This window comes from Halorubrum sp. B52 (genome assembly GCF_059752555.1).
The window spans coordinates 291,593-307,820 of the sequence record NZ_MWTG01000008.1; the positions used below are offsets into that span (position 1 = coordinate 291,593).

Annotated in this window: 17 protein-coding genes and 1 tRNA gene; 11 read left to right on the forward strand and 7 right to left on the reverse strand. The window is 67.9% G+C overall.

Translation table 11 applies throughout. From position 1 onward, the window contains the following. Positions 1–16: 16 nt before the first annotated feature. From B4V04_RS07225 to B4V04_RS07235, 3 genes are all read right to left on the reverse strand, one after another. A complete protein-coding gene (locus B4V04_RS07225; protein WP_498230430.1) occupies positions 17–631 on the reverse strand; it encodes a hypothetical protein in 615 nt (204 codons plus the stop codon). A 306-nt stretch (positions 632–937) separates the two neighbouring features. Beyond that, on the reverse strand, positions 938–1,783 hold the full coding sequence (locus B4V04_RS07230) for a hypothetical protein (RefSeq protein ID WP_498230432.1): 846 nt from the start codon (positions 1,781–1,783) through the stop codon (positions 938–940). A 101-nt stretch (positions 1,784–1,884) separates the two neighbouring features. Next, positions 1,885–2,466: a DUF7344 domain-containing protein gene (locus B4V04_RS07235; protein WP_498230839.1), complete on the reverse strand. Its 582-nt coding sequence runs from the start codon at positions 2,464–2,466 to the stop codon at positions 1,885–1,887. 446 nt (positions 2,467–2,912) lie between these two features. Between B4V04_RS07235 and B4V04_RS07240 the strand changes: the two genes are divergently transcribed. The 8 genes from B4V04_RS07240 to B4V04_RS07275 all read left to right on the forward strand — a co-directional run bounded on the left by B4V04_RS07240 (position 2,913) and on the right by B4V04_RS07275 (position 10,071). After that, a complete protein-coding gene (locus B4V04_RS07240) occupies positions 2,913–3,653 on the forward strand; it encodes a hypothetical protein (RefSeq protein ID WP_498230434.1) in 741 nt (246 codons plus the stop codon). A 60-nt stretch (positions 3,654–3,713) separates the two neighbouring features. Next, entirely contained in the window at positions 3,714–5,249 is a 1,536-nt protein-coding gene (locus B4V04_RS07245) for a CARDB domain-containing protein (RefSeq protein ID WP_498230436.1), read from the forward strand. Between the two features lie 117 nt (positions 5,250–5,366). After that, positions 5,367–6,263, forward strand: coding sequence for a hypothetical protein (locus tag B4V04_RS07250; RefSeq protein ID WP_498230438.1), 897 nt, complete (start codon positions 5,367–5,369; stop codon positions 6,261–6,263). 148 nt (positions 6,264–6,411) lie between these two features. After that, positions 6,412–7,575 carry a signal peptidase I gene (locus tag B4V04_RS07255; RefSeq protein ID WP_498230439.1) on the forward strand — a complete coding sequence of 388 codons (1,164 nt, stop codon included), beginning with the start codon at positions 6,412–6,414 and terminating at the stop codon, positions 7,573–7,575. A 4-nt stretch (positions 7,576–7,579) separates the two neighbouring features. After that, positions 7,580–8,860, forward strand: coding sequence for a DUF5305 domain-containing protein (locus tag B4V04_RS07260; protein WP_498230441.1), 1,281 nt, complete (start codon positions 7,580–7,582; stop codon positions 8,858–8,860). Positions 8,861–8,973: 113 nt separating this feature from the next. After that, a tRNA-Gln gene (locus B4V04_RS07265) sits at positions 8,974–9,046 on the forward strand. A gap of 136 nt (positions 9,047–9,182) precedes the next feature. Then, on the forward strand, positions 9,183–9,509 hold the full coding sequence (locus B4V04_RS07270) for a hypothetical protein (protein ID WP_498230443.1): 327 nt from the start codon (positions 9,183–9,185) through the stop codon (positions 9,507–9,509). 88 nt (positions 9,510–9,597) lie between these two features. Beyond that, entirely contained in the window at positions 9,598–10,071 is a 474-nt protein-coding gene (locus B4V04_RS07275; protein ID WP_498230445.1) for a hypothetical protein, read from the forward strand. Between the two features lie 27 nt (positions 10,072–10,098). On the opposite strand, the gene B4V04_RS07280 is transcribed toward B4V04_RS07275, so the two are convergent. The 4 genes from B4V04_RS07280 to B4V04_RS07295 form a co-directional block, all read right to left on the reverse strand. Further along, on the reverse strand, positions 10,099–11,154 hold the full coding sequence (locus tag B4V04_RS07280) for an actin-like salactin (RefSeq protein WP_498230447.1): 1,056 nt from the start codon (positions 11,152–11,154) through the stop codon (positions 10,099–10,101). Continuing rightward, positions 11,151–11,651 carry a FlaD/FlaE family flagellar protein gene (locus B4V04_RS07285; RefSeq protein ID WP_498230448.1) on the reverse strand — a complete coding sequence of 167 codons (501 nt, stop codon included), beginning with the start codon at positions 11,649–11,651 and terminating at the stop codon, positions 11,151–11,153. The genes B4V04_RS07280 and B4V04_RS07285 overlap by 4 nt, the downstream gene beginning before the upstream one ends. 84 nt (positions 11,652–11,735) lie before the next feature. Next, positions 11,736–12,167: a pyridoxamine 5'-phosphate oxidase family protein gene (locus B4V04_RS07290; RefSeq protein WP_498230449.1), complete on the reverse strand. Its 432-nt coding sequence runs from the start codon at positions 12,165–12,167 to the stop codon at positions 11,736–11,738. A 133-nt stretch (positions 12,168–12,300) separates the two neighbouring features. After that, complete coding sequence (locus tag B4V04_RS07295; protein WP_498230451.1) at positions 12,301–12,804, reverse strand: DUF7575 domain-containing protein; 504 nt, start codon at positions 12,802–12,804, stop codon at positions 12,301–12,303. Between the two features lie 101 nt (positions 12,805–12,905). On the opposite strand from B4V04_RS07295, the gene B4V04_RS07300 reads away from it, so the two are divergent. From B4V04_RS07300 to B4V04_RS07310, 3 genes are all read left to right on the forward strand, one after another. Then, entirely contained in the window at positions 12,906–13,889 is a 984-nt protein-coding gene (locus B4V04_RS07300) for a pantoate kinase (protein WP_498230453.1), read from the forward strand. Positions 13,890–13,921: 32 nt separating this feature from the next. Further along, complete coding sequence (locus B4V04_RS07305) at positions 13,922–14,689, forward strand: DICT sensory domain-containing protein (protein WP_498230455.1); 768 nt, start codon at positions 13,922–13,924, stop codon at positions 14,687–14,689. Between the two features lie 107 nt (positions 14,690–14,796). Continuing rightward, positions 14,797–16,191: a signal recognition particle protein Srp54 gene (locus B4V04_RS07310; protein WP_498230457.1), complete on the forward strand. Its 1,395-nt coding sequence runs from the start codon at positions 14,797–14,799 to the stop codon at positions 16,189–16,191. The last annotated feature ends 37 nt before the right edge of the window (positions 16,192–16,228 follow it).

The following is a 16,228-nucleotide window of genomic DNA, read 5'->3' on the forward strand; positions in this document are numbered from 1 at the left end:
ACTACTAATTAAAATATTATTTATAATCGACTGATTCCGGAATTTCTTCAACAACCTCGAATTCCATCTGGCCGCTCAGATCCTCTCCACCTGCTTCTTTCCCGGGTTTGACACTCATTGTCACATCGACTGCACTGCCTGAGGGGATCTCGAAGTAGGTGTTATATTCCGGATCCTGCCCTGCGCCGGATGAGAGCCACATTGCGAAGTTATTTCCACGGACACTGTCAGCTACGCCGAAGAAGTTGAAATTGATGAAGGTGTCCGAGTCACCGTTGAGTAGATCCGTATAGTTTTCCGGATCAAAATCGAAGGCGATTACCTGACTATCGGGGTCATTATTCTGGATACGGAATGCCGGATTCGACCCACTTCCGATCTTGTACTCCGAATCGGGATTAACGCCTGGTCCAAGGTCAATATTGAGTCGCCCGTTTCGGTCGTAACTGACCAGATCGAAATCCTCAGTTCCTTCCTTCAACGCAATGAGTGCACCATTGTCAGTCTCTGCAACGGCAACATCCGCGTTCCGATCGAATCTAGTTCCTGATGAAACTGCTCCCGTACCCATCGCAGCCGAAGCACCAGTGGCCAATGCGCCTGCGCCGATGATGAACTTACGTCGTTCCATGGTTGGTCTACCTCTGTTACCGCACGCGACCTGCGTCCGAGGACACGAGACATCCCGCGTCACCCGGGGTCGCTCTACTTCACCCATGGGACGTATCCCATATCGTTATGAGTCGGCAGAACTCTGTCAGGACAACGCTGAATCACAGAATGGTGTATTCTGTAACGGTTCTGGATGGGTCTGAAAACAGAATGCATTCGACTGCTGCGTGTCAAGGCCGTCCTGAATTGCGTTCGATTCAGACTCGATCCTATGGAACGAACCGAGCGATACCCTACAACAATACAGACGAGTCAACGGCTCCTGTCAGTCGAACGCGGCTTCCTCGTTCACCGGCTCCGTGACTACTTTCTCCCCGCCTGACGCGTCGGATCGGCGGTAAACCTTCCCGCTCCCCTCGATCTCGATACCTTTGATAGTGTATCTCTCGTCGGTGTTAAATTCCTGATTCGTTCGCAGTGGATCACCGAACCGGACTCTCTGGAACTCGGTCTTGTCGAGATTACCGTTCTCATCTCTGAAGTATGCGCGCGCCCGGACGCCTCCGACGTCATCGGGTTTGAGCTTCGGATTCCCGCTCTCGCCCGGGAACTTCACTCCGCCGCCCGTGACCGTGAACGTCCGTGTGTCCCCGAAGAGCCGAGCGGCGACTTCTCCGTCGAGCCCCGTGACGCCGATCGTGACCTCGATATCGACCGGTTTTCCGACGTCGACCTCGCTGCCTGCGATGTCCGCTCTGACGTGGACTCGTTCCCCGGTCCCGAACGATTCCGCCTCCGACACCCCTCGGCTCTCGAAGTCGGCCTCCGTCGTCAGATCCGGGTTGACTGGTGCTAACTCACCGTTTTCCGTTTCTTCTTCGACTCTGATGTTCTCAACGAGATCGTCGCCTTGGCTGATGTGCGCGCCGACGATGCCGAGTCGCTGATCATCAGCGAACCGATTCGTCACGACCACCAGCGTGATCGAATCACCGCCCAGGACGGTCTCGCCGTCACTCGGGGTTCGGTACCCCACGTACGCGAACCTGTCCTCGACGACGTTCACCTCTACCCCACGCTCGGCCTCCATACTGCTGAACGCGCCGGTGCCGACGCTCATCGCACCGGAGCTCGCACCGCCGAGCAACAGGATGAGGTTCCGTCGTTTCATGTGAGGTGGGATCTCGCGCTTCGTTCACGCTATCCAACGCGTTCCGACCCTATGGTTATGCGCTCCCGGAAGACCCGAAACCGCTGCCTGAAACACAGATCTCAGGTCAGTTCCGGCGGTTCCTCCGGTTCGCCGACCTTCATCTCCGCGGTGTAGTACTTGTGCGTGATCGCGGAGAACGCGAACGCCACGACGATCGCGACCGTCCACGCCATGTCGGGCAGGAGGACGAACGGCCACGCGTTGACCCACACCGCGCCGGTGAGCGCGACGGCGACTCCCGACAGCCCCAGATAGTAGGTGCTCCAGGGGATCTCCTTCCCTTCGACGACGTCCATGTATAGATCGACGTTCTGCAGGGCGGGCGTCGGCTCGACGAGGCCGCGGTCCTTGTTGAAGTCGACGACGCCCGCGTCGTCCATCTTCGGCAGGTGCGACTGCTGGAGCGCGGTGTAGACGCGCTTGCGCTCGTTCCCCGTGATCTCCGCCGTCTCGATCCCGTTCTCCCAGGCTGCGATCTGCTCGGCCATGTCGCCGATCGCGACCCGATCCTCCTCCTCTCGTTTCAGCAGGTGCACCGCGAACCGCCGACGCTGGTTCGCCAGGACGTCGAACAGCTCGTCCTCGGACACCTCCGTTGTCGGTTCGGCCCCTCCCCCGTCGATCTGCTGTGCCGACGCCATTTCTGTCAGACACATATTCACAGACCAACATAAACCCCGCGGTTATGATAATCAAACAAACTTTCTCTACGTTTATACAGTCTTCAGTAGAAACACGCTATTCGGGCGTATTATCGCCTGTAAGCCGGGAAATACGGTCTTCTGTAAATCGAGATCGCGGTTCGTTCGCCGACAAGTTATCACTTTCTGTCAAATTCAGGCGCGTCTCAGAAGCAACGATTGTCGATTCAGGCGTGTCCTGAACGACTCGTGAACGGATCTCACGGCCGGCCTGAAGCGATCGGATCCGGGTTCAGGCGGGGGCGGAACGGACCGACCGGACGTTCAGCCTCGCCCGGAAGTGTTTCTGGAAATTCATAACGATATGGGATTGTCGCAAAAAGCGAAACGAAGCGACGCCGCGTGCTTACTCGGTCGAGGCATGCGGGTCGTGTGTACGCAGAACCATGGAACGACGCAATCTACTGAAGGCGGTCGGTGGTATCGCGGCAACAGCAAGCGCTGGCGGAGTCGGTGTTCTCGCAATGTCGGGCGGCGCGGCCGCTCAGTCGAGCTTCAGCATCGACGACTCTAGCGTTACGCTCGATGACGGCGATGTGTCAAAGATCGGTGTTGAGCTCGACCACACGGTCACCTGGGACGGTTTCGACGTTCCGGTTGAGGCGGCCTCGTATACGGACACTATCGAACTCCGTGACGGAAACGGGAGCACCCTCCACAGTGCGACAATCTTCGACAATAGTAACAATCCGGTTCTCCTTGAGAACTGGTCAACTGACGGAAGTGGAGGCGACGGCTGGGGCGGTCCTGGAGAGCACACGAGCGGTCCTGGTACGCAAGGAGGCGTGAATGCGAACATCGACTGGACGGTGCTTTCGGATGACCCGAATGCCGACGGCGGCACCGAGTCCCCTGGCGACATCAACGCCTTCGGAATCGAGAACACGACTGACGGATCCGAGCAGGACTTCATACTTCGGTATACCAAGACTGTTACCCTGTTCACTACCGAGCAGAACGGAGGTACGGCTGTGAGTGCGGCTGACGGAACGACCGTTTACCAACTCGGTGTTGACGACGGTACTGTTGGTGAAGTTGTGGGTCAGGACACCTTCACCGTAACCGTGGGTAACGAAGAAGCCACTACTTCGTCTGGTACCACTTCCGGTAGCTCCAGCGCACAGTAGGTCTTCGCCTATGGCCTACACTCGTCGTCGGATGTGTAATCACACTCCAAAATAGTAGGTATGTTGACCACCTCTCGCACCCTGACCCTCGCCCTCCTCCTCGTAGCCGGAGGCTCACTCGCGTTCGCCACGGGCGCGGCGGTGGTCGACGGCCCGGCCGATACCTTCGCGGACGACAAACTCGCGGTCCAGCCGGTTGACGGACCGAACGGGCAGTACGCCTATCTGAACGACGACGACGAGATCGCAATCGACATCTCAGCGTCGAACCCGAACATCCGAGACCCCTCCTTCGAGGGCGTGAACGTCGGGACGACCGGGACGATCGACGGCGTCTTCGAGATCACGTACACGGGCGACGGGTACGCGCACGTGTGGATCGGCCACCCGAACGAGTCGGTCACCTTCGTTGTCGACGGCGACTCGATCGAGAGCGAGGCGAACAACGTCACGCTCGCGCCCAACCAAACGGTCACGGTGGGGCTCGCGTTCGACACGCGCGGCGCGACTCCCGGGACGCAGCTGGGCGCCGACGAGTTCTCGATCGAGACGAAGCTCGCGGAGCCCGACGACGCGACGAAGATGGATACGGCGGACCAGCAGACCAGCGCCGACGGCCCGACCGTGACGACCACGGCCCCAAGCTCGGACAGCCGCGAGTTCACCGCGAGCGAGATCGACCACGGGGACACAGTGCGGTTCCGGGCCGACGGGATGGCGCTCGCCGGCGACGACGTCACCCTGGAGGGGATCGACCTGGCGGGCGTCGGAAACGAGCACGTCGAACTGGACGCGGTGGGGAGCTCGGACCCCTTCGAGGGCGGGAGCGCGCTGGCGGCGCCGACGACGCCGCGGTCGATGGCGTACCTCGCGCTCGACTACGACTTCGCGCCCGACGCGGTCGACGAGATGACGATCCGGTTCAGCGCGGACCCGGACCACCTGAACGCGACCGGGACCGCTCCCGAGGACGTGGCGCTCTACCGGCAGACGGACGCGGGCGAGTGGGAGGAGAAGCCGGTCGAGGTCGTCGACGAAGGGGTCGTCGAGATCATGGGCCTCCCCGAGGACCGCGTCCACTTCCGCGCGACGACGACGGAGTTCTCGACGTTCGCGGTCGCGGCGCGCGAGCCTCGATTCGACGTGACCGAGGCGACGGTCGCGCCCGAGGCGATCGACTCCGGCGACGAGGCGACGGTGCGGGCCACCCTGCGGAACGGCGGCGGCGCGGCGGGCGAGCGGTCGGTGACGCTGACCGCCGACGGCGACCCGGTCGCGAACGAGACGATCGCGCTCGCGCCGAACGAGACGGCGACGGTCGCGCTCGGCGGGACCTTCGAGACCGCCGGCGCGTACGAGCTCGCGGTCGACGGGACGACGGTCGGGACCCTGCTCGTCGGCGACCCGGCGGGAGACGGAGCGGGAGACGACGCGGGCGGGTCCGCGACGGCGGGCGGGTCCGGCGACGCTCAGGGTGGAGCCGGTCTCACGGAGGAACCGAGCGGCATCGACTTCGCAGCGCTCGGCGGGCTGCTCGTCGCCCTCGTCGTCTCGGTGACCGGGCTCGCGCTGTTCCGCCGGACCTCCCGCTCGTGAGGCGCGCGGATGCCCGGAAGTCGTTCGCGTCCTCGGACCCGCGGTCGAGGCGCGTCAGTTATCGCGAGCGAGACGCGCGCCGACAGGTATTACCCGCCGGTCGCCGAGGTCCCGGTCGTGACGGCGTCTCCGACCGACGAGCGCGACCGCGCCGCCGGCGCCGACGGGCGGGCGGACCGCGATTTCCGGCGAGAGTTGCTCGCCGGCGTCCGGCCGGTCGACCCGCTCGTCCTGCTCGCGGTGCCGGCGGTCCTGCTCGCGGCCTTCTCGCTCCCGGAGCCGACCCGCCGGTCGCTCGCGTTCGCGTACGCCGACCCGACGCTGCGGAGCGCCTTCGCCTCGCACTACGTCCACCTCGACGCGGGGCACCTCGCCGGCAACGTGGCGGGGTACTGTCTGCTCGCGGGCGTCGGCTACGCGCTCGCGGTGCTGGGTGGGTCGCGCCGCTTCTTCCTGACCGCGCTGGCGACGTTCCTCTCGGCGTTCCCGTTCGTCCTCTCGGCGCTGAATCTCGCCGTCCCGCGGGACGCGATCGGGTTCGGCTTCTCCGGGATCAACATGGCGCTCGCTGGGCTGCTCCCGCTGCTGCTCGGGACGTACGCCCGCGAGCGGTTCGCCCCGGGGGCGTCGATCCGCGCCCTCCCCGCGGTCTTCTTCGCGCTCGTCGGCTGGATCGCGCTGCTCGCGCTCCCGGTCTCGACGACCGGTCTCGGTCTCGCCGGGCTCGCCACTGGCGTCGCGGGCGCGCTCCTCGCGGTCCTCTACGTGTCGAGCGCCGGGGTCTCGGTCCGCGAGACCGTCCGCGAGGGCGTTCGCGCGGTCGCCTCGCGGCCGGGCGAGGGAGACCTGTTCGCCCTCGGAGCGGTGCTCGTCGTCGGCTATCCCGTCGTGGGGTTTCCGGGCGACCCGACCGGCGCGGGGAGCGTCGTGAACCTCTACGTCCACCTGCTGGGCTTCTGTCTCGCCTTCATCGGCTCCTTCGCGCTGCTCGCTCTCGGGGTGTTCGACGAGTGAGATCGCGACTCGCGGGACCGATTCCCGCCACGTCCTGCTCCGAACCCCGAACTTATAACGTGTCGATTACATTCCATGATCGGAGACCCGCGCCGAACCGAGACGGAACCGACGCCCGAGGCACGACGCCCGCGCCAATCCACGACACATGTCACCGAAACGTATCCTCTCGATAACGCTGCAGGTGGCGGTCGTCCTCGTCGTCCTCTCGCTGGTCGTCGGCCAGCTGCTCGGGCAGCCCGTGCTGCTCAGCTTCGTCGAGACCGGCAGCATGCAGCCCACCCTCGACCCCGGCGACGGGTTCGTCGCGATCCCGGCGCCGCTCGCGGGCGACGTCGGCGTCGGCGACGTGGTGACCTTCGACGCGCAGGAGATCGAGGGCGGCGGGCTGACCACGCACCGCGTCGTCGAGGAGACGGAACGCGGGTACGTGACGCGGGGCGACAACAACCCGTTCACCGATCAGGACGGGGGCGAGCCCGTGGTGCAGGACGCCGACGTCGTCGCGGTGGCGCTCCAGGTCGGCGGGAGCGTGGTCGTCATCCCGCACCTGGGCACCGTCGCGATGGGGATCCAGTCGGGGCTCGCCTCGTTCCAGACGTGGCTGGCGGTCACCTTCGGGGTCCGGGCGTTCCAAGGGACGCAGGGGTTGGCGTACATCCTCTTCGCGCTCTCGGCGGTCGCGTACGCGGCCGACTGGTACGCGAACCGGAACTCGCGCGGGACCCGCGAACGCGACCGCTCCCGCGACTCGGGCACCTCGGTGTTCGCGATCGTCGCCGTGCTCGCGATCGTGCTGATGGCGACCGCGACCGCGGCGATGGTCGTCCCGGCCGGCACGCAGGAGTACGGCGTCGTGAGCGCCGAGTTCGAGTCGGAGAACCCCACCGTCATCGAGCGCGGCACGAGTCAGGAGCTGGAGTACGTCGTCCCCAACGCCGGACTGGTCCCGGTGTACGCGTACGTCACTCCGGCGAGCCCCGGCGTCGAGGTCGATCCCCAGCGGCTCACGGTCGGGAGCCGCGGCGAGGCCTCGACCACGGTGACGCTCACCGCCCCGCCCGAGACCGGCTACTACCGGCTGTTCGTCGCCGAACACCGATACCTCGCGGTGCTCCCGCACGGCGTGGTCGACGAGCTGTACGGCGTTCACCCGTGGGCGCCGATCGTCGCCATCAACGGGCTGCTCGGCGGCGGCATCGTCGGACTCGGGCTCGTCCTGCTGCGCGGCGAGCCCGCGCGGATACGCTCCCGAGAATCGCGCGAGAGACCCCCGCTGTATCGCCGGCTCCTCCGCCAGATATACAGGTGACCGAATGAGCTCCTCATCCCCAGACGAGACCCGACTCCGGCTCCGCGCGGTACTGGACGCACAGTTCGCCGTGATCGTCGCCGTCCTGCTGATCGCGGCCGCCGTCGGCGGCGGGCTCGTCTACACGACCCACGTCGACCCCGGTACCGAGACCCGCGAGCGGACCGTCTCCTCGTTCACCGTCGAGACGGAGTACAACCACTCCGCCGAGGTGACCGAGCCGAACTCGGTGTTCGAGGTCGGGACCGTCCTCGACGATCGCGACACGTACTTCACGCGGGTCGCTCCCGTGCTCGACGTCGACGTCGAGACGACGTACGCGGCCGCGTCCGCGTCTGACGTCGACGTTCAGCTCGACTCCGTCCTCGTCGTCCGCAACGTCGCCGAGGACGGGAACGTCGTCTACTGGAGCGACCGGCGGACGCTGGCGTCGGAGACGGTCTCGGACGTCGAGTCCGGGGATACCGCGACGGCGTCGTTCGCGCTCAACAGCAGCGAGGTGGACGCGACCGCGGCCGAGATCGAGGAGGAGCTCGGCGCGTCGCCGGGCGAGACGGAGACGTTCGTCGTCACCGACGTGGCGCTCGAGGGCGCGATCAACGGCGAGCAGACCTCGTACGCCCGGACGATCGAGCTGGGGCTCGACCACGGCGGCGACACCTACGCCGTCTCGGACCCCGGCGTTCAGTCGGACACCTCGGAGCGCACGGAGCCGGTGACCGTCGAGCGGAGCTACGGCCCCCTCCGGTCGATCGGCGGGCCGATCCTGCTCCTCGTCGGCCTCGTCGGGGCCGGCGGGCTGGCGTACGCCCGTCGGGAGCGCGACCTCGCGCTCACGCCCGCCGAGCGCGACTACCTCGCGTACAGCGACGACCGCTCCGAGTTCGCGGAGTGGATCACGACGTTCCGGCTCCCGGCGTCCGTCCACGAGCGCCCCGAGGCGGAGGCGGAGAGCCTCCGCGACCTCGTGGACTTCGCCATCGACAACGACACCGGCGTCGTGGACGACCCCGAGACGGGCGCGTACCACGCCGTGGCCGGCGAGTTCGTCTACACCTACCGACCGCCGTCGCCCCCGGCGGTCGGCGATCTGGAGGAAGGCGAAGACGGCGACGCCCCTGACGTCAACGACCTCGCGTCCGTCGACGAGGCGGGGAGTATCGAGGACGGTACCGAGGACGGAATCGGCGCCGAGGGCGATGTCGGCGTCGAGGACGCCGCCGACGAGTCCGCGGACGCGGCGACGGGCGACGATCCCGGGAGCGACGACGCCCGCCGGGAGTGACGCGCCCGCCGGTACCGCGGCGCTTCGCGCGCCGGCCGGTCGGATGAACGCGGGACCGCCGACCCGTCAGGGAAAGTAACCTACTTGAGTGCGCGCGGGCAACCACCGATCGCAGTCCCGTGGTGTAGTGGCCAATCATAATGGCCTTTGGAGCCATTGACGGCGGTTCGAATCCGCCCGGGACTACTTCGTTCTTCGTCCGGTCGGCTCTCGTCACGATACGCTCCCCGCGTCCGGTCGATCCCGTCGCGTGCGGTGGTATCCTCGTCGAGTGTGAACTCCCCGCAAAGCATATGTCGTCTGAGTGTCCCCAGGGATCCGTATGTCCGGATCCGCCCGATCGCCGCGTTCGGCGCGAGACCCCGACAGTGAGGCGCGGCCGGCGTTCGAGCACGACCTGCGGTGTCTCACGGACGTCGCTCGGAACCCCTCGCGTCGGCCCCTCGCCACCCTCGTCGCGGCGGTCGTCGTCTGCGTACTCGGCTATCAGTCGTACGTCGTGACCGCCACGGCGGGTCCGATCGTCGGCCTCCTCTCTGTCGCCGCCGTCGCCGTCGCGTACGCGGTCGCGAAGCGGTGTTGGGCGGTACAACACCGGTACGTGGTCGCGGAGCTCGCGGCGGCGGACGAGCTCGACCGGCTCCGGTGACGCGGTCGCTGGCCTCGCCTTCGCCGAGAACTCGCACCGGTCGCCGGCATGTGTGTCATTTTTTATCATGCGATTCGTGTGATCCCGTATGGATCACACGCAGTACCGCGACGCCGTCGTCGAGAACCGCCGGAAACACGGCTTCGAGCCGGTCGACGAGTACACGAACGGGTTCGACCCGGTGTGGGAGACCCGCGACGACGACGCCTCGGTCGGGGAAGTCGCCGTCATCGCAACGCTCGTCGACGACGAGCCGGACCCCAGCCCGGAGGACCTCGTCGCGGTCGCGGACTCGTTCCGCGACGTGCTCGTCGACCGCGTCGACGACCGGCACGGCGCGACGACCCCACTCGGCTACGTCGTCTTCCCGGTCCCCGATTCGGACCCGCCGCTCGTCGACGCGGCGCGCTCGTACACGGTCGCTCGCCGCCGGACCAACGTCTTCCCCATCGTGTACGACTGCGAGGCGGAGACGCTCCACCGGCACGAGGTGCCGCGGCTGAAGGGGCGGGGGATCTACCGCCGACAGGCGGAGGACGCCGATCGGCTGTTCGACGTGTGACGCGCGGCGAAAAGCGACGACGACCGCTCAGATCAGGCGCTCGGCGATCCGACCGGCGCCCTCCGCGGCGGCGGTCGCGGGGTCGTCGGGCGAGACGACCTCGACGTCGCGGTCGAGCTCGGCCGCGAGCCGCTTCTCGAACTCCTCGGTGAGGCCGGGGATGCAGGCCATGCCGCCGGTCGCCGCGACCGGCCGGCCCAGCGCGAGCTGGTACGGCTTCATGTGGTCGTTCGCGAGCTCCGGGAGGAACTCGTTGGCGACGACGTCGACCGCCTCGTCGATGTAGCGGTCGACCGGCTCGCGCACGCCGCGGTCGACGGTGAATTCGTGGCTCCCGCCGCCGGGCTGTTGGATCACGTCGGTGAACGGCTCGAAGTCGTACACGTCGGCGTGCTCCTCCTTGTACTCCCGGGCGGTCGTCCGGTCGATGTGGACGCGGCCCTGGCTCTCCTCCTCGACGGCGGCGACGATCCGGCGGTCGACCTCGTTGCCCGTCACCGAGCCGGTCGAGAACGGCGAGAGCTGCTCGCCGCGCCGGTAGGCGCACGCCTCCAGCGTCGTCGACCCCATGTTGATCGAGACGAACACCTCGTCGATGGCGGCCAGGTCGTCGCCGTAAGCGGGGATCGCCCCGCACAGCGACTCGGGGTAGCTCCGCGTCTCGACTCCGCCGATCGAGGAGCCCTCGATCACCGACTTGAGGTTCCGCACGCCCGCCTCGTTGTCGATGGTGGGGACCGCGTAGACGACGGCGCTGTCCTCGGGAACCTCGTGAGCGTCGACGACGGCCTCGAAGAACCGCTCCGCGTCGGCGACGCTCTCGTCGTCCTCCGGCAGCCCCGACCGGAGCATGAATCGCACCGTGTCAGGGTACTCGATCGCGGCCTCCTCTCCGAAGAGGACCTTCTCCTCGCCCGTGATGGCGTCCTCGTACGTCGCCAGACAGGTCAGCGTCGAGCGGCGCTCGCGGCCGCCCCGCCCGTCGGGGAGGTCGAGCACCGTCCGGGTGCTGCCGAGTTTCACGCCGACCGCGTCCGGGCCGTCTGTACCGTCGATCTCCGTGGATTCGTCGTCGTCGCTCATGATTCACTCGCACACGAAGCGATCCGGACGATGGAGACGAGGCTGATCCGGTGGTCCGCGGGGGTGAAGGGCCGGTCGTGGCGCGGGGCGTCGAACCCCTCCAGCCGACGCGCCAGCGCGTCGGCCGCGTCGGGGGCGACCCAGCCGAGCTCGGCGTAGTACGACAGCGCGTCGCGGCTCCGCAGGCGGCCGCCGACGTCGACGAGGTAGCCGAGCCACTCGCCGACCTCGCGCTCCGCGTCCGGCGATGCCGGGACCGCCCGCAGGTACGGGCGGTCTCCGGCGTCGGCGGGGCGGTCCCCGTCGCCGGACAGCCGCAGCCCTCGCTGACGCTGGAGCAGCTCGGTGAACGCGGCCGAGCGGGCCGCCCGCTCCGCTCGGCTCCGGTTCGGCTGACGAAGCGACCGCTCCCGAGGCGCTCCGTCCGCGCCGTCACGCGGTGCGTCCGCGATCCGGCGCAGCTCCCGTACGTCGTATTGCCGTGGATTCAGACTCATGTTCCGTCCGTCGTTCGCGTCCGTACCGTCACGGTCGCCGTCGGAATATATGATAGTTCCTCCGCAGTTATCAACGGTGAGAAACTATTCGACCGTCTCTCGGCCGACGACCGTCTCCATCCCCAGTTCGTACAGCGAGAACCCGACGCGCTCGACCGCTTCGTCGAACAGCCGAAACGGCGGAAACCACTCGTTGAGCGTTTTCTCGTCGACGTCCCCTTGCCACTCCCGGAGCGGGCCGCGGACCTGAACGCTCCACGACTCCGTCGCCGAGCCCTCGTAGCACACGAACGTGGCGGTCTCGGTCGTCTCGATGAACTTCCCCTTCTCGCCGTCACCGTCGTGCTCGCTCACGCGGAGGAGGAACCGGTCGCCGTCGTAGTGGTAGCTCAGCGGGACGGCGTACGCGTCGTCGCCGTCTGCGAGTCCGAGGACTCCGTGCTCGCCCGCCCGGAGGCGGCCGTCGACGTCGGACTCGGACATGCCGCTCGTGTACACGTACTCTGCGTGTTCCATACGAACGACACGCGGCGGAGGGACAAATAGGCACCTCGGCTGTCAACCAGTCGTCAGCACTGCGCGCGCGGGCTCGGCACCGACGATTCGAACACGGCGCGGCGAGATCCCGGAAGCTCGCGTCCGGGGCGACTCACTCGGCCTCGCTCCACGGGAGCGGCTCCGTACACCAGTGACAGAAGTCGAGCTCGGCGTCGGTCTCCTTCCCGCAGTTCGGGCACTCGACCCGCACGGCCTCGCCGTCCTCGCCGGTGAGTTCGGCGACGGGCGAACCGGCGGCGTTCCCGTCGTCGTCCGCGCTCGCGGCGCGGCGTCGCACCGCCTCCGCGGTCGCGTCGGCGCGCTTCCGCTCGGCGACGTCCGCCCGCCCGACGACGTAGGCGTCGATCGACGACAGCACGGTGAGGAGGGCGATGGGGAGCGTGACCTCGGACGGCAGCGCTGCGGCGGCCTCGAACGGCGACGCGGTCGACCCGCCGGCGTCGACGTCGTAGAGCGCGAGCAGGGCCACGCTGCCGCCGACGATCGTGACGTGCCACAGCAGCGCCCGCCCCCATCGGCGCAAGAGGAGGTGCCCGAGCCCCGGGAACGCCAGCGCGAGGACGGCGGCGAGGACGGGACGCAACTGGTCTCGCATACGACGCGGCTTTGGGTGGGGGCTATTTACCGCCTGCGGTGTCGGCGGTCGCCTCGCCGCGGATAACAACCGTTAATCGACGCGCGGTCCTCCGGTCCGGCATGAGCAGGCAGCGGGCGACCGCATTCGTCCCCGGGCACGTCACCGCCTTCTTCAGCGCGCACCCGGCCGAGCGTCCCGCGGCCGCCGGCTCGCGCGGGGCCGGCCTCGCCCTCACCGACGGGGTGACGGTCGAGGTGTCGACCGCGGGGATCGACGGTTCGGGACGAGACGACCCCGCGACCGACGGCGACGCCGGGTCCCGCACGATCGACGGCGAGCCGGGAACGATCGGCGCGGCCGAGGACGTGCTCGCGGCGCTGGGGGCCGGGGGCGGCGCGAGCGACGACGACGCGGGCGGTGCGGGTGACGGCGACGCGAGCGACGACGCGGTTCCCGTCGACGTCGCGGTCGAGACCGACCTCCCGATCGGCGCCGGCTTCGGCGTCTCCGGCGCCGCGGCGCTCGGCGCGGCGCTCGCGGCCAACGACGCCCTCGACCGCGGGCGCTCCGAGAACGAACTGGTCCGGATCGCCCACGAGGCGGAGGTGGGGCGGGGCACCGGCCTCGGGGACGTGGTCGCGCAGGCGCGCGGCGGGGTCCCGATACGTGTGCAGCCGGGCGCGCCGGGCGTCGGGGAGCTCGATGGGGTTCCCGCGCCCGCCCGCGTGGAGTACGTCACCTTCGGCGAGCTGTCGACGGAGGGGGTCCTCGGCGGCGACACCACCGTCCTCTCCGCGGCCGGCGAGGACGCGCTCGACCGGCTCCGCGCCGACCCGCGGCTCCCGACGCTGATGGAGGCCGCCCGCGCGTTCGCCCGCGAGGCGGACCTCCTCGTCCCCGAGGTCGCGGAGGCGATCGCGGCGGTCGACGCCGCCGGCGGCGACTCCGGCGGTGAGCCCGACGACCGCGGGGCGGCCATGGCGATGCTCGGCCGCACCGTTTTCGCGCTCGGCACCGGACTCTCCGACGCGGGGTACGACCCCCAGGTGTGTCGGATCGACGCCGCGGGCGCGCGGCTCGTCGACGACCGCGGCCGTGAGTAAGGACTTTGTCGCGTTCGGCCGGAGTGGCGCACATGGCTGAGTCGCTCCGCTCCTTTTTCGACGATATCGAGGCGCCCGACCGGCACCTCGTCGTGTTGAACCGGTCGTCGCCGGACCCGGTTCGGAACCTGCTCGACTCGCTGCTCGACGGCCAGCCGGTGGGGATCGCGGAGACGGAGACCGGGGACGCGGGCGACGCCGACGTCGTCGCGCTGGTCGAGGACGGCGACGTGATCGCGCGGTCGACGCTCGACGAGCTCCTCGAGTCGGTGCTGCTCATCAACTCCGACCTGTACAAGACCGGGGCGGTCGAGCTCGACGAGATCGCGCTTCCCGACGTGCTTCGGGGGCTCGACGAGGTCCCGTTTCGGGTCCGGGGATACCCGGCGTCGAGCAAAGAGAAGCTCCTGTTGATCGTCGTCTCGCGGGTGATAGAGCGGATCGCCGCCGAGAGCGGCGGGGGGACGCTCCGGGCCTCGTTCCAGCGGCTCTCGCGGATCAACGACGAGCGCGGGACGAACGCGGTGTACGAGCGGGTCGCCGACGCCGGCGTCGACGTCCACGTCTACGGCGTCGGCGACCCGACGGAGCTCTCGGGGCTCCCGCTGACGGTCCACGCCGGCACCTCCTACCCGTACCGGCGGTCGTGGTTCGTCGTGTTCACGCCGCCGGAGGGCGGCGACGGCGACCACGTCGCGCTGCTCGCGATCGAGGACGAACCAAACGTCTGGGACGGCTTCTGGACGTTCCGCTCGGAGCTCGTGACCCGACTGGAGCGACACATCGCCGGGCATATCTGAGCAGAGCGGACCGCTCGGTCTCGAGGCCGCCTTCTCGACGACGCCGACGAACGAACGGCGACGCCGACGAACAAAGCTTTACCGCGTCGCCCGCCTATCTCCGGCAAATGGTACTCGACGACCTCGGTTCGTCCCTGCGGAGCAGCCTCGACAAGCTCCAGGGGAAGACCCGCCTCTCCGAGAGCGACGTCGAGGAGATCGTCAAGGAGATCCAGCGCTCGCTCCTCTCGGCCGACGTCGACGTCTCCCTCGTCATGGAGCTGTCGGACTCGATCAAGACCCGCGCGCTCGAGGAGGAGCCGCCGGGCGGCACCACGGCGAAGGACCACGTCCTCAAGATCGTCTACGAGGAGATGGTCGACCTCGTCGGGGACTCGACGGAGCTCCCCTTGGAGAACCAGACGATCCTCCTCGCCGGCCTCCAGGGGTCGGGGAAGACGACCTCCGCCGCGAAGATGGCGTGGTGGTTCTCGAAGAAGGGGCTCCGCCCCGCCGTCATCCAGACCGACACCTTCCGGCCGGGCGCGTACGACCAGGCCAAGCAGATGTGCGAGCGCGCGGAGGTCGACTTCTACGGGAACCCCGACAACGACGATCCCGTCGACATCGCGCGGACGGGCCTCGAAGAGACCGAAGACGCCGACGTCCACATCGTCGACACCGCGGGCCGACACGCGCTCGAGGACGACCTCATCGCGGAGATCGAGGAGATCGAGCGCGCGGTCGACCCCGACCGCTCGCTCCTCGTGCTCGACGCCGCGATCGGGCAGGGCGCGAAGGAGCAGGCCCGCCAGTTCGAGGAGTCGATCGGGATCGAGGGCGTGATGATCACCAAGCTCGACGGGACGGCGAAGGGCGGGGGCGCCCTGACCGCGGTCAACGAGACCGACTCCTCGATCGCCTTCCTCGGAACCGGCGAGACGGTGCAAGACATCGAGCGGTTCGAGCCCTCCGGCTTCATCTCCCGGCTGCTCGGGATGGGCGACCTCAAGCAGCTCTCCGAGCGCGTCGAGCGCGCCATGCAGGAAGCCCAGGAGGAGGACGAGGACTGGGACCCCGAGGACATGCTCCAGGGGGAGTTCACCCTGAAGGACATGAAAAAGCAGATGGACGCGATGAACCGGATGGGGCCCTTAGACCAGGTGATGGACATGATCCCCGGGATGGGCGGCGGGATGATGGACCAGCTCCCGGACGACGCGATGGACGTCACCCAAGACCGGATGCGCAAGTTCGAGCGCATCATGGACTCGATGACCGACGAGGAGCTGACGAACCCCCGCGTCGTCGGCCAGTCGCGCACCGAGCGGATCGCCCGCGGCTCCGGCACCGACGAGGAGACGGTCCGGCAGCTCTTAGAGCAGCACTCCATGATGGAGCAGACGATCAGTCAGTTCCAGGGGATGGGCGAGGGCGACATGCAGCGGATGATGAAGAAGATGGGCGGCGGCGACGGCGGCGGCCTCGGCGACATGATGGGCGGCGGCAAGGGCCCGTTCTGATCGCCGCGTCGCGGTGACGATACCCCGCGCCGAAGGT

What these genes read in the sequence shown, in the direction of transcription:
- B4V04_RS07295 (WP_498230451.1), bottom strand. Translation starts at nt 12,804, where the DNA reads ATGCGAGACCAGTTGCGTCCCGTCCTCGCCGCCGTCCTCGCGCTGGCG.
- B4V04_RS07225 (WP_498230430.1), bottom strand. Translation starts at nt 631, where the DNA reads ATGGAACGACGTAAGTTCATCATCGGCGCAGGCGCATTGGCCACTGGT.
- B4V04_RS07275 (WP_498230445.1), top strand. Translation starts at nt 9,598, where the DNA reads ATGGATCACACGCAGTACCGCGACGCCGTCGTCGAGAACCGCCGGAAA.
- B4V04_RS07245 (WP_498230436.1), top strand. Translation starts at nt 3,714, where the DNA reads ATGTTGACCACCTCTCGCACCCTGACCCTCGCCCTCCTCCTCGTAGCC.
- B4V04_RS07240 (WP_498230434.1), top strand. Translation starts at nt 2,913, where the DNA reads ATGGAACGACGCAATCTACTGAAGGCGGTCGGTGGTATCGCGGCAACA.
- B4V04_RS07280 (WP_498230447.1), bottom strand. Translation starts at nt 11,154, where the DNA reads ATGAGCGACGACGACGAATCCACGGAGATCGACGGTACAGACGGCCCG.
- B4V04_RS07270 (WP_498230443.1), top strand. Translation starts at nt 9,183, where the DNA reads ATGTCCGGATCCGCCCGATCGCCGCGTTCGGCGCGAGACCCCGACAGT.
- B4V04_RS07230 (WP_498230432.1), bottom strand. Translation starts at nt 1,783, where the DNA reads ATGAAACGACGGAACCTCATCCTGTTGCTCGGCGGTGCGAGCTCCGGT.
- B4V04_RS07255 (WP_498230439.1), top strand. Translation starts at nt 6,412, where the DNA reads ATGTCACCGAAACGTATCCTCTCGATAACGCTGCAGGTGGCGGTCGTC.
- B4V04_RS07235 (WP_498230839.1), bottom strand. Translation starts at nt 2,466, where the DNA reads ATGGCGTCGGCACAGCAGATCGACGGGGGAGGGGCCGAACCGACAACG.
- B4V04_RS07260 (WP_498230441.1), top strand. Translation starts at nt 7,580, where the DNA reads ATGAGCTCCTCATCCCCAGACGAGACCCGACTCCGGCTCCGCGCGGTA.
- B4V04_RS07300 (WP_498230453.1), top strand. Translation starts at nt 12,906, where the DNA reads ATGAGCAGGCAGCGGGCGACCGCATTCGTCCCCGGGCACGTCACCGCC.
- B4V04_RS07305 (WP_498230455.1), top strand. Translation starts at nt 13,922, where the DNA reads ATGGCTGAGTCGCTCCGCTCCTTTTTCGACGATATCGAGGCGCCCGAC.
- B4V04_RS07310 (WP_498230457.1), top strand. Translation starts at nt 14,797, where the DNA reads ATGGTACTCGACGACCTCGGTTCGTCCCTGCGGAGCAGCCTCGACAAG.
- B4V04_RS07285 (WP_498230448.1), bottom strand. Translation starts at nt 11,651, where the DNA reads ATGAGTCTGAATCCACGGCAATACGACGTACGGGAGCTGCGCCGGATC.
- B4V04_RS07290 (WP_498230449.1), bottom strand. Translation starts at nt 12,167, where the DNA reads ATGGAACACGCAGAGTACGTGTACACGAGCGGCATGTCCGAGTCCGAC.